This window comes from Micromonospora sp. R77, assembly GCF_022747945.1.
Lineage (GTDB): Bacteria > Actinomycetota > Actinomycetes > Mycobacteriales > Micromonosporaceae > Micromonospora.
In genome coordinates this window covers 6,164,872-6,176,991 of record NZ_JALDST010000001.1, presented here as the reverse complement: position 1 = coordinate 6,176,991, position 12,120 = coordinate 6,164,872, and the positions used below count along the sequence as shown (strand labels likewise).

14 protein-coding genes are annotated in these 12,120 nt (G+C 67.4%); 9 read left to right on the top strand and 5 right to left on the bottom strand.

The genetic code is table 11. The annotated features are described in order from the left end of the window. Positions 1–9 precede the first annotated feature (9 nt). The 8 genes from MRQ36_RS28565 (at position 10) to MRQ36_RS28530 (ending at position 9,048) form a co-directional block, all read left to right on the top strand. Positions 10–846: a tetratricopeptide repeat protein gene (locus tag MRQ36_RS28565; protein ID WP_242799845.1), complete on the top strand. Its 837-nt coding sequence runs from the start codon at positions 10–12 to the stop codon at positions 844–846. Between the two features lie 966 nt (positions 847–1,812). Further along, positions 1,813–1,959 (top strand): hypothetical protein, encoded by a 147-nt coding sequence (locus MRQ36_RS28560; RefSeq protein WP_242799844.1) that lies wholly within the window; start codon positions 1,813–1,815, stop codon positions 1,957–1,959. 443 nt (positions 1,960–2,402) lie between these two features. Next, entirely contained in the window at positions 2,403–2,756 is a 354-nt protein-coding gene (locus MRQ36_RS28555) for a hypothetical protein (protein WP_242799843.1), read from the top strand. A 73-nt stretch (positions 2,757–2,829) separates the two neighbouring features. Further along, entirely contained in the window at positions 2,830–3,561 is a 732-nt protein-coding gene (locus MRQ36_RS28550) for a hypothetical protein (RefSeq protein ID WP_242799842.1), read from the top strand. A gap of 35 nt (positions 3,562–3,596) precedes the next feature. Further along, positions 3,597–5,165 (top strand): ISL3 family transposase, encoded by a 1,569-nt coding sequence (locus MRQ36_RS28545; RefSeq protein ID WP_242792175.1) that lies wholly within the window; start codon positions 3,597–3,599, stop codon positions 5,163–5,165. Positions 5,166–5,756: 591 nt separating this feature from the next. Next, positions 5,757–6,257: an NADAR family protein gene (locus MRQ36_RS28540; protein WP_242799841.1), complete on the top strand. Its 501-nt coding sequence runs from the start codon at positions 5,757–5,759 to the stop codon at positions 6,255–6,257. Between the two features lie 353 nt (positions 6,258–6,610). Beyond that, on the top strand, positions 6,611–8,620 hold the full coding sequence (locus tag MRQ36_RS28535; RefSeq protein ID WP_242799840.1) for a hypothetical protein: 2,010 nt from the start codon (positions 6,611–6,613) through the stop codon (positions 8,618–8,620). 32 nt (positions 8,621–8,652) lie between these two features. After that, a complete protein-coding gene (locus MRQ36_RS28530) occupies positions 8,653–9,048 on the top strand; it encodes a hypothetical protein (protein WP_043328857.1) in 396 nt (131 codons plus the stop codon). Positions 9,049–9,193: 145 nt separating this feature from the next. On the opposite strand, the gene MRQ36_RS28525 is transcribed toward MRQ36_RS28530, so the two are convergent. From MRQ36_RS28525 to MRQ36_RS28515, 3 genes are all read right to left on the bottom strand, one after another. Beyond that, a complete protein-coding gene (locus MRQ36_RS28525; RefSeq protein WP_308194931.1) occupies positions 9,194–9,457 on the bottom strand; it encodes a DUF1883 domain-containing protein in 264 nt (87 codons plus the stop codon). Between the two features lie 178 nt (positions 9,458–9,635). After that, positions 9,636–10,121, bottom strand: a complete 486-nt coding sequence (locus tag MRQ36_RS28520) for an N-acetyltransferase (RefSeq protein ID WP_242799839.1) — start codon at positions 10,119–10,121, stop codon at positions 9,636–9,638. Between the two features lie 21 nt (positions 10,122–10,142). Further along, a complete protein-coding gene (locus MRQ36_RS28515) occupies positions 10,143–10,316 on the bottom strand; it encodes a hypothetical protein (protein WP_242799838.1) in 174 nt (57 codons plus the stop codon). A gap of 165 nt (positions 10,317–10,481) precedes the next feature. Between MRQ36_RS28515 and MRQ36_RS28510 the strand changes: the two genes are divergently transcribed. Beyond that, complete coding sequence (locus MRQ36_RS28510) at positions 10,482–10,778, top strand: hypothetical protein (protein WP_242799837.1); 297 nt, start codon at positions 10,482–10,484, stop codon at positions 10,776–10,778. A 47-nt stretch (positions 10,779–10,825) separates the two neighbouring features. On the opposite strand, the gene MRQ36_RS28505 is transcribed toward MRQ36_RS28510, so the two are convergent. Further along, a complete protein-coding gene (locus MRQ36_RS28505; RefSeq protein ID WP_242799836.1) occupies positions 10,826–11,851 on the bottom strand; it encodes an LLM class F420-dependent oxidoreductase in 1,026 nt (341 codons plus the stop codon). Between the two features lie 16 nt (positions 11,852–11,867). Next, positions 11,868–12,113: a hypothetical protein gene (locus tag MRQ36_RS28500; protein WP_242799835.1), complete on the bottom strand. Its 246-nt coding sequence runs from the start codon at positions 12,111–12,113 to the stop codon at positions 11,868–11,870. Between the last annotated feature and the right edge of the window lie 7 nt (positions 12,114–12,120).

Genomic DNA, 12,120 nt, shown 5'->3' with positions numbered 1-12,120 from the left:
TCAACGCGGGTGGATTGCGGCGCATGGAGACGGCGACGACGTTGGGAAGGCGTCGTCCTTGCGGCTGTCCAGCACAACTTCAGGGCGGTCGCCCGCGCCAGCAACTGGCTGATCCGGCTCGGCCGATCCGAGGACGCCCGCCGGGTTTGGCTACCCCTGGTCGAGGACGGTGACCCCACCGCCATGTGGTATCTAGGGCGCCTGCTCGAGGCGGCAGGTGACCAGGACGCGGCCGAGCGCATGTACCACGCTGCCGCAGTCGCCGGCGACCTATCAGCGCTGCGCCAGCTTGCCGACCTCCACCTCGCCCGCAGCGAGCCCGACGCCGCGATGACTCTGTGGCAGAGCGCGGTGGATGCGGGCCGGCCGTGGGCCGTCGTACCGCTCGCGGAACTGCTGACCGGCAATGGCCGCCGTCAGGAGGCGGAGGCGCTGGCGCGGGAGGCCGCCGAACGCGGAAACCGTTCCGCGATGCTCTTTCTCGGCGAGCATCTCTCCGACCCGGCCGAGACCGAACGATGGCTCCGTACGGCGGCCCGGGACAGCGTGGAAGGCGCACGCGCGCTCGCCAACTGGCTCGAGAACGCCGGACGCCCGTACGAGGCCGTCGAGGTCTGGCATCCGTTCGTGCGGCGTGGCGATCACCGATCCCTGGGACGGGCAATCGATATCCTGCGCCGGGCCGGCGATCTAGATGGTGTGGACCGGATGCATAGGACGGCCATAGAGATCGGCCACCTTGGCGCCGTGTCGTATCTCGAGAACGACGAAGCGTTGGCCCACTACGGCATCGAGCCCGGCGGTGCAACCGCCGCGCCGTGGTCCATCCAGTCACCTCCTGACTGATGCCTGTAGGCGTCCGTGACCGCCGCGCTTCTACGCAGCTCAACGACCAGGCCAAAGTTTTGGAACCCGGAGGTCCGGTCGACCGATCCTGCGAGGGCACTCAATTCGGGCATGAGCGGACGTCGGCCTGGAAACCTGAGCCATGGGTACTCACTTCTCTGGCTAATGACGCCTCCAACGCGTCCCTAGGCTTCTCAAGGACGTAGGGCGGACGCTGGTCAAACGTGAGGTAGTGGTCGTGGCTGTCCGCCCCGATCGCCTCGTCGGGGCGGCCCTGGATCGGCGGCGCGACGAACCCGAGGTGGAGCTGCCGGCTCGCCCCCGCCCGAGGCCCCGCACCATACACCGCAGCACGACCGCCTCGGCGTCGGCGCCGACCGTGCAACCGGTCCACCCGTCGCCGGCCGGCCGCACCTGAGCCGGTACGAACACCGCCAGCTCGGCGCGGGACACGTCGAGGTGCCGCCGTTATGGATGGTGACGTTCAGCTCACCCGCGTACCCGCCGCTCGCGCGGTGGAAGGTCAAGGCACTCGACCGCACGGACAACGCGGCTGCCGGCGGATCGGCGAAGAACGAGGTCGGCTCGGCTGCCTGCCGGAACCGTGTCCCCGCCAGCCGTACACGCGCCACTGGTGGGGAACGAACTGGGCGCTGCTGTCGGTCACCTCGGCGAGAACCTGCACCACGATCCGGCCGCCAGCGCGAGCCTCGATCGCGGTCAGCATGGGCGGCCCGTCCTGCGTCCCGACCACTCGGCCCAGCGGCAGCAACTGCCCACCCGACCGCCGGAAAGCGACCACCTGCTCGGCCGGCGACTCTGTGCCCTCACCACACTTCAGGTGCGCCACGTAGGCGTCCCTGCCGTCGCCGTCCACGTCCGCCGTGACCCACGACAGCACGTTCACCGGCCGCGTCCCCGGCCCCCCTGTAGTACTGCCCGTTAACGATCCGCACCCGGCCGGTGATGCAGGTGGTGTCGGTGGTGCCCCAGGTCGGCACGGTGACGGTGGCGTTCGCGAACGGACCGGAGCACGGCGCCGGCGTCTCCGCGTACGAGGGAAGGGTGGTGGGACACACGATGCGGGGGCCGCGCCGGCGTCAGCTCGCATGACGGCCTGGTGCACGGTGTCCGCGACATGGCTGCCCCGACCAGACCACAGATCGGGGCGGTAGCGGTCTCCGCAGAGGGCGGCCAGATCCTTGCTGTTGTCGTCATCGCAGGCGGCGATTCCGCCGCAGCAACACCGAAGCGCCCGGGTGGTACCGATGATCGTGACGATCGACCTCCTGCGGTTCACCGACACCTCTACCGGCGTTCCTGCATTTCCAGAGCCACCGTCGGCTACCGACCCAAGCCGCGGCGGCCCCGTCTGGCGCCGATCCCCGTTGTAGACCGCACCAGTTGTGGCTTGCACGCATATGAAGCCTCCTGAGCATTACGTCACCACAGCTTCTAGCTCTCGACCCGTTACGGACTGTCACGACTGTCTGCTGGCCCATCCCCGGGACCGCCCGACGCAACCCGTACCGCAGAATGTGCCGATGCGTCGACCCATGATCACAATCGCGGCTGTCCTTGTCCTGGCCAGCACGGCGTGCAGCGGCACCAAGTCCGCCGACAACGCCACGCCTGCAACTACAAGCGCGGCCGCCCCTGCCCAGGCCGACTTCACCGCCAAGGAGAAGAACTACCTAGCGGGCCTCAAGAAGATTGATAAAGGCCTGGTGACCAACGAGGAGCGGGCGATCCGCCGGGCGCAAAACATCTGCCTGGACGTCAAGGGCGGCGAGTTCAACGACAAGCAGCTCGCCGATCGAGCGGCGGAACGACTGTCGGGCGGCGACGCCACCATCAACAGCACCCAGGCGGCGAAGGTAGTGGCGTTGGCGAAGGCCAACATCTGCTGATCCGCGAAGCCCCTGGCATCCCGCAGCCAGCGGTCCAACCGCAGCCTGAGGGACGCTGTTGCAAGGAGAATCTGTGAGCAAGAAACCCGTAACCTGGCTCGGAGCCACCGCGGCAGTAGTCGTGGCTCTTGGATGCGGCCAAGGGGCCACCAAGCCCGTGACAGCTCCTACACCGGCGCTCACACGATCGGCGGAAGCCCTATCGACCACCCCGGACCCGGAACCTGCACCCACGGCGCTCACCTTGCCGCCAGGACGCAAGATGACGCCGGCCACGTGGTGCACCACCTACGCCAAGACGTTCATCCACCTTGCGGCTCAGGGCGACAGAATCTCGGACCTCCGCAGGACCCAGTACAAGAACGGCGTCGCGCTCGACAACAGCAAGCGAGAGGCGCAGGCAGACGCCCTGTGGGCTGAGGTTGAAGCATTCGATCCTGGGCAGGCGATCGCCGACGCGCTCGTGTCGCTGCCGCACTCCAGTTACAACGAGGCAGCGCTGGCTGCGCCAGATGGCGCAGACGCGAATCCTGTCAATGTCGACATGTGGCACGCCTATGACCTGGTTGGCAAGGCGCGAGAAAGCTACGAAGAAGAGTGGAACAGCTCGCTACTCGGACCAGATGATGCCGGCGACGCCCACTTCTACGCATCGAACAACCTCACCGAGGCGATCGGGGAGCCACCGAACGGGAAGCCAGGCTCCGGCAAGACGGGCCTCTGCTACGTACAGCAGCCATGGGAAAACCAGTCAGGCGCTATTGTCAACGCCGCCTCAAACGGGGCTCTGGCACACATTTTGTGAGTCGCGCTCGTCGGTAGTTCGGGTTGGGTGCCGGGATGGAGATCATTCCGGCGTTGCTGCCGCACCTGACGGGCCTGCGGTTGGACGCGGTGGTGGTCCGGGGTGTCGGGGTCAGGATCGATGCGGCGACACAGACTGTGCGGGCGCGGTGTGGCACCTGCAGCACCTGGTCGACCACTGTGCATGGCCGCTATGTGCGGAGGCTGGCGGATGTCAGGTTGGGTGGTCACGAGGTGCTGGTCGCGTTGACGGTCCGCCGATTCACCTGCGTGAACGGCGAATGCGGGCGGCGGACGTTCGTTGAGCAGGTGCCCGGGCTGACTCGTCGGCATGCCCGTCACACCGTCGTGGCGGCCGGTGACCTGGAGGCCGTCGCGGTGGCGTTGGGCGGTCGCCCGGGCAGCAGGCTGGCGCATCGGTTGGCGGTGTCGGTCTCCCGGTCAACGTTGATCCGGATGATCCGCCGGATGCCCGACCCGCCGCCGGTGACACCGACGGTGCTGGGCGTGGACGACTTCGCCCGCCGTCGTGGGCACCGCTATGCGACCGTGCTGCTCGACATGCACACCCGCCGACCGATCGACGTCCTGCCCGACCGCACCGCCGACACCCTCGCCGCCTGGCTGCACGAACATCCCGGTGTTCAGATCATCTGCCGCGATCGAGGCGGCAGCTACGCAGACGGCGCCCGCAAGGGAGCACCTGATGCGATCCAGGTCGCCGACCGGTGGCACCTGCTAAAGAACCTCAGCGACACCGTCGAGAAAGTCATCCGCGGGCACCGCCGATGCCTACGCACCCACACCGAACCAACATCTGCCCTGGCCGCGCCGGCCGACGAGCCGGGCGAGACGGGGCGTCGGGCGGCGAACACGCGCCAACGCCACGCGGCCGTGCACGCTCTGCGAGCCGAGGGGCTGTCGATCAGCGCGACCGCCCGCCGCCTCGACATGAACGTCAGAACCGCCCGCAAGTACGCCCACGCCTCCACCGCCGAGGCGTTGATCGGCCCGAACGCCAGCAGCAGACCCAGCGTCCTCGCCCCGTTCCACTCCTACCTGCAGCAACGCCTCACCGACGGCGTCCATCAGACCGCTGACCTGCACGCCGAGATCCTGGCCCGCGGCTACCACGGCAGCCTGCGGGTGCTGCGCGACTGGCTCACCATCAACCGCAACCGACCCGCCCCTGCGACCGCAGTCCGGGTGCCGTCGGCCCGGCGGATCACCGCCTGGATCATGCGACCCGGCCACAAACTCACCGACGACGAACACGCCGCTCTCGCCGACGCCCGCCGCCGCTGCCCGGACCTCGACACCGTCGCCGACCTCGCCCGCGGGTTTGCCGCCCTGGTCCGCCACCAAGGCACCGGGCAGCACCTCGACGCTTGGATCAACCGCGCCCGCCGCGCCGGATACCCCGAGATCCGCGGCTTCGCCGCCGGTCTTGTCAGCGACCGCGACGCCGTCGTCGCCGGCCTCGCCCAGCCATGGAGTTCAGGTCCGGTCGAGGGCCAGGTCAACCGCATCAAGACGATCAAGCGACAGATGTATGGCCGGGCGAACCTCGACCTCCTCCGCAAACGCGTCCTGACCAACTCGTGAGCCGCCATCAAGATCAATCACAGAATCTGCGCCAGAGCCAGTTTTCAGGCGGAGCCGACAGCTATAGGCACAGGCGGTACAGGAAGCACAGGCGGCAGCGTGGGCTGCGAGTACCACGGTCGCCCGAAGGCCACGTGGAAGATTTGGCGATGGGGCGACTGGAGCTGCTGATCCAGCTCTTCAGCGTGCGGCGCCAGAACTACCGACGGCAAGGCGCCCTCCTCCCGCGCGATCCCGCATGCCCTCCCGCATCACCTGGTCACGCCCGGCCAGCAACAGTCGTTCGACGTGCCGTTGTTGTCGGCGAGGACGTGTCCCACTTGGGCGAACCGTATCGAGAACGAACCGTGTCGGGGGCCACGGACGGAGGGTCATCGGTTGACGTGCGGACCCGGCTCGCAGCAGAGCTCCCGCTGCCTTCTCGCTACCTTCACCGGGAGGGCTCCGCCCTGGAGTATCGGCCAACTGACCCGACCTACGCCTGCCACGGCCGTCACCGAAGGTAGCGAAGACGGACCTGGCGCGCGGTCACCGGCTGATCCGGACGGTGGCCAGCGATCTGGGTTGCCGCCTGGCGTCGCCTGTGACACGGTGCGGTTCCCCGACCCCCGCTCCGAGGCCCAGATGACGATCTACTTCTACGGTGCCGACGAGGTTCCGTACGGCTGCTTCTCCAACTTCTCGGGCCACGGCTTCGACCTCGACGGCCACTGGTGGACGACCTCCGAGCACTATTTCCAGGCCCAGAAGTTCCCCGGTACCCGCCACGCCGAACTCATCCGGCGGACGGCGACCCCGTTGCGGGCCGCCGAGCTGGGCCGCGACCGGTCCCGGCCGCTGCGCCGCGACTGGGAACGGGTCAAAGACGACGTGATGCGCCGGGCCGTGACGGCCAAGTTCAGCGCCCATGACGACATCCGCGCCGTCCTGTTGGACACCGGCGACGAGGAGATCGTCGAGGACACCAGCACTGACCACTACTGGGGACGCGGCCGGAGTGGCACCGGCAAGAACATGCTCGGACGAATCTTGATGCGCACCCGCACCCAGCTACGCGCCGACCTCACCCAGGGCCGCCGCCAGCGGCGGTAGCACTGAGCCCATCGTGGGTTGACGCCTGCCGACACGGTGACCAGGCTGACCGGCGCGGCCGTGGACCAGCTCGACCTGACCACCATGCCACCGGTCGCTGAGGTTGAGGGCCACCCAGGCCTGCCGGTGCCGGGGAAGGCCTCCACAGCGTGAGCCGGGATGTTCTCATCGGCGCCACCGGCCAACTGGGGAAATTGGTGACCGCCGGCGCGGCACCCTACCGCAGTACGTGCTTCGGTCGACTGACCGCCGGCCACCGGTGCCCGTTTGTGACCGTGCGAGCAGCCGGAAACGTGTTTCTCCGGTTGGCGTTCGCTCCGTAAGATCACCGGCGATTCAAGGGGGATGGAACGGTGGGCGATTTCGAGCAGTTCGCGACGGACGTGACGTCATGTCTGTCCACCATGTCCAGGGGTGAGCTGTACGTCGTCGGCGACGGTCTCGACCGGGACTCGCTCTGGCTCACCTTTCTCGATTCCTTCCCCGCCGGCATCAATCTGCGGTTCCGTGAGCGATCCGAGTACGACTGCTCGACCTGCCGCGGTTTCATCAAGCACTTCGGCAACGTCGTCGAGATCCACGACGGGCGGGTCCGTACCGTCTGGTCCGGGGTGTCGGCATCCGACCCGGTCTTCTCCGTCGTCGCCGCCGCTCTGGACGAGTTCGTTCTGTCGCTGCCGTTGTCCACCATCTTCCGGTCCGCTCAGCCGCAGTACGGAACGAAGACCACGCGAACGCTGCGCGACGGCCAGGTTGAGGTGTGGCACCACCTGCACGGTCGGGTGGCGGAGCGGCATCGCACAGAGGACGTCGGCGCGGCGCAGGGTTCCTTCAACGCCGCAGTGCAGGTCTTCGAACGTGGCCTGGCCGAGCTGACCCGGCACGCTCTGGACACCGTAGTCGACCTCGTCGACGACAACGCCCTCTACCGTGGCACGGAGCATCGCCGGGCGGTGACCGAGTTCCGCTCGCTGCAGAGCCGGTGGACGCAGGCCGCCGACCGACGTGCCTTCGTCTTCGCCAACGCCATGAACCCGGCGGCCCGGTTCCGCAACACGGTGATCGGCACCCTCGTCCAGGATCTCTCCGAGGGCGTCGACCTGGAGCAGGCGGTCCGGTCGTTCGAGGCAAAGGTGGCGCCGCAGAATTACCAGCGCCCCACGGCGTTGATCACGCCGGCCATGGTCAGGGCCGCCATGAAGACCATTGCTGAGCTGGGCATCGAGGAGTCGTTGCAGCGACGGTTCGCCCGGCTGTCCGACGTGTCGGTCACCAACGTGCTGTGGGTCAACAACGACACCCAGGCACGGATGAAGGACGGCATCGAAGGACTGCTCATGCAGGCGGCCACCCCTCGGTCGTCAGGTGCGCTCCTTCGCGACGCCGAGCCGGAGGAGATCGGCGTGGTCTCCTTCATGAAGGACGTCCTGCCGGCAGCCGCCGCCATCGACCTGTGGGTTGCCAACTCCTACGAGCCGCACCTCGTCAGCCTCACCACCGGCCGGCACCCTACTGCTCCGCGGTTGTTCAAGTGGGACAACGACTTCGCCTGGTCGTACGGCGGCAACGTCACCGACTCGATCAGGGAGAAGGTCAAGCGGGCCGGCGGCAACGTCACCGGCAAGCTGCGGGTGAGCTTGTCGTGGTTCAACCACGACGACCTCGACCTGCACGTGTACGAACCCAACGGTGACCACATCTGGTACCAGGAGAAGCGCAACAAGCTGGACGTCGACATGAACGCCGGCGGGGCGCTCTCCCGCGAGCCGGTGGAGAACGTCACGTGGACCGACCGTGTCCCCGACGGTGAGTACCGGATCGAGGTCAACCAGTACCGCAAGCGGGACAGCACCCAGGGCGGCTTCGTGATCGAGACCGAGAGCAACGGGAAGATCGAGAATTACCGCCACGAGCGCGCGGTCGGCCACAAGGAGACCGTCGAAGTGGGCCGGATGACGGTCACCGGCGGTGTGATCACAGCTTTCCGGCCGGGCAAAGACGTGCAGACGGGCAGTGCGGGCAAGGAGTTGTGGGGCATCACCACCGAACAGTTCGTACCGGTGTCCACCATCATGTACTCGCCGAACTACTTCGACGACAACGAGGTCGGCAACCGGCACTACTTCTTCATCCTGACGGGGTGCGTGAACGACCAGCCGACGCGGGGGATCTACAACGAGTTCCTCCGCAGCGACCTGCAACCGCACCGCAAGGTGTTCGAGGTACTCGGCGACCGCACCAAGTGCGAACCGACTCCGGACCAGCTTTCCGGCCTCGGCTTCAGCTCCACCGTCCGCAGCTCTGTGGTCGCCAAGGTGACCATGACCGGCGGCCGGCGCCGCCTCATCAACATCCAGTTCTGATCTCCCCACCCAGATACCCCAGAGAGGCCACCGTGACCATTTTCGAGAAGGCCACCCGGGAGAAGTTCCGCTATCCGTCGGCCAAGGGACTGCTGACCACGGAACAACTGTGGGAGCTTCCGCTGACCGCCAAGTCCGGCTTCAGCCTCGATGATGTGGCCAAGGCGGTCAACGCCGAACTCAAGGCCGTCGACACCGAGTCGTTCGTGGCCACCGAAGCCAACCCGGCCAAGGCAACCTTGGAGACCAAGCTGGAGGTCGTCAAGCACGTCATCGCCGTCCGCCTCGCCGAGGACCAGGCGGCGAAGGCGGCAGCGGCCAAGAAGCTGGAGAAGGAGAAGCTGCTGGCGGTCCTGGGCCGCAAGCAGGACGCGGTCCTGGAAAACCTGACCGAGGCAGAACTGCTGGCCCGAATCAACAACCTGTAGCCCGCCGAACAGCGGCTCCAATGGCCATTCAGGCCCCGGCCGTGCGCCAACGCGGAGATCGAGGAATCTTCGTACAGCGGCGGGCGGCCGGGCGTTGGCCCTACGGAATCACCCGGGGGACGGGGGCAGCCGATCAGCAGGCAAGTCAGTCGAAGACCTGGTTCACCGTGACCCTGATGTTGTTGGGGTTGCTGTCCACCACGAGCCACCACTGGTCGTCGTAGGGGACCTCCAGGATTACGGGGGTGAGGTCGTAGAAGCCGCCGAAGAACTCGTACTCGTCACCGTCGAGGTACGCCTGGTACTCATCGTCGTCCATGAGGCAGACCCGGGCGGTCGACCCGCGTAACCCGATCTCGAACACGGCGCCGCCCGCGCACGCGCCAAGGTTCCAATAGAGGTGATCCACACGCTATGTGTAGCGGATCGCCACGCCCGGTAGGAAGACCTGCCGGGCGAGGACGGTTCGGCGCGGCCTGCCGTGTGGCGGGCCGTGTCCGCGTCGGCCGGCGGACTTTACGTCGCCTCTCCACCACCATCGGACGGTCTTCACCCCAGCAGCGGATGATCTGCCAGCCACGCTGCTTCTAGGTCGTGTCTCCTGGGTCTTGAGGGGTGGAACCTAAGCTTAGATTGAGTATTTGCAGGCCGGTGACGGGCCGGAAGCCGACATCGGTGTAGAGCGTCAAAGCCGGGATGTTGTCGGCCTCGGTTTGGAGTGACACGCGAAGCGCGCCGGCGGCGCGCGCGTCATGGATGGTGTGCTGCAGGAGTGCGTTCGCGATACCGCTACGGCGATAGCGTGGCGCCACGTACAGGTCGCGGATCGACCATACGGTGCCCAGCATGAGCGAGGCGGGCATGATCGTGAGGGTGATGAAGCCGCACACATGATCGGCCTGAACGGCGGCAGCAGCGCAGATCCGGTGCTGTCTGAGCTGTTCGTGCAACCAGGAGCGGGTCACCTCGGGAGATGACGGTCTGCCGTAGTGCACCCGGTAGTCGTCGAAAAGGGCAGCTACCTGATCGAACGCCGAATGGGTACAGGCTACTGGCACGATTGTCGTCGTCACGCCGCAAGTGTGGCCGACCGGTCAAGCCACTGGATCACCTCGGGCGAGTTCGCTTAGCCAGATCTTCAGGGTGGCGATTTTCACCGTGGCCACGTACATGTAGTTGTGCTTGTCGTAGCGGGTGGCCACGGCGCGGAACTGCTTGAGATTGTTCACGCGCCGCTCGGCGGTGTTGCGCTGCCAGTACCGAGCCACCGTTAGCGGCAGCTTGGTGCAGGGGCGTCGCCAGCACAAACTAATTTGCGGCCTGCCTCGTGCCATCCCGGGGTCCGGCACGGAGGTGAAGCGAACCTGGCCGTTGCCGACGCGAGCGGTGGTGGGCGATCCTCTTGACCTACGGGCACGGCTGGGAGGACATCGATGGCGACCGGAAGTGAGCAGCGCCGCCAGGAACGCAGGCCTCGTGTCGAGGCACTGTTCGCTGCGCGGGAGGTCGAGGCCGCGCTCGATCTGCTGCACCTCACGGACATGGCGTGGCACGACTGCTACGGCCCGCGTGAGCTTGAGATGCCTCCGCAGGTCCTCGACGACGTGCTGTTGCTGGCGCGCGGCAATCTTGCGACGCTCGTTCGCACCGCTCGGGCGGCCGTACTGGACTTTCGCGACGTCCGGGTAAGCGCCGATCGTGAGCGTGCGGAAGGCGGTAACAGTCGCTGAGCCCCGGCTCCGTCGTCGACCCCGGCGACTCGCAGAAAGCCCTGTCGTCAGTCGATCAGCTCGGCGATCTGGCGCAGCTGCCGGGGGCCGCCCGAAACCAGCAGGGTGGTGACGACGCTCTCGCGCCACCGCTGCAGCTCGTCCTTGATCTTCGCGGCGGGCCCGATCAGCGCGATGTCCTCCACCAGCGTGGTCGGCACGGCGGCGATGGCGTCCTGTTTCCTGCCCGTCAGGTAGGCCTCGGTGATGAGGTCGCATTCCCGCTCGTAACCGAGCCGGGCGATGACGTCCCGGTGGAAGTTGGCCGACTTGGCGCCCATGCCGCCGACGTACAGCGCGACGAACGGTCGGATCCGGTCGGCCGCCCACTCCACGTCGTCCGCGACGATGATCGGCACCGTCGCGGCGATCTCGAACTCGTCCGGGCTGCGGCGGGCGCCCGGTCGGCCGAAGCCCTCGGCCAGCGCGGCCCGATAGAACCCGTCCGCCTTCGGAGAGAAGAACAACGGCAACCAGCCGTCGGCGATCTCGGCGGCCAACGCCACGTTCTTCGGCCCTTCGGCGGCGAGGAAGATGGGAATGTCGGTGCGCAGCGGGTGGACGGTGGACTTCAGCGGTTTACCCAGGCCGGTGCCACCGCGATGCGGTAGCTGGTGGAACTCGCCGTCGTACCGGACCGGACCGTTGCGGGCGAGAACGGCGCGGATGATGTCGATGTACTCCCGGGTACGCGCCAGCGGCCGGGGGTACGGCTGGCCGTACCATCCCTCCACGACCTGCGGGCCGGAGGCGCCGAGCCCGAGGACGAACCGACCGCCGGACAGATGGTCGAGGGTGAGCGCCGCCATCGCGGCGGCGGTGGGCGTGCGGGCCGAGATCTGCATGATGTTGGTGCCCAGCCGCACACGGGAGGTGCTGGCGCCCCACCAGGCGAGCGGGGTGAGGCAGTCCGAGCCGTAGGCCTCGGCGGCCCAGACCGAGTCGAAGCCGAGGCGGTCGGCCTCCGCGATGGCCTCTGTGACCCCGGCGGGGGGTCCGGAGGACCAGTAACCGGTGGTGTACCCGAGTTTCATTGCCGGGCCTTCCGTGTCACGCCGAGATGCCATCGGCGGCGATACCGGCGGCGACCGCCTCGCTCAGGGCGGTGACGGCGGACAGGGGACGGACCATGACCGTGAATTCATCGATCAGACCGTCGTCGTCGAGCTGGAGCAGATCGAGGCCGTGGATCTGCTTGCCACGTACGGTCGCGCGGAAGACGAGGATGTGCGACTCGAACGCGTCCGGGTCCCCGGCCTCGACGGCGGCGCGGAACCGCTCGACGGTCGTCACCATGGCCTCC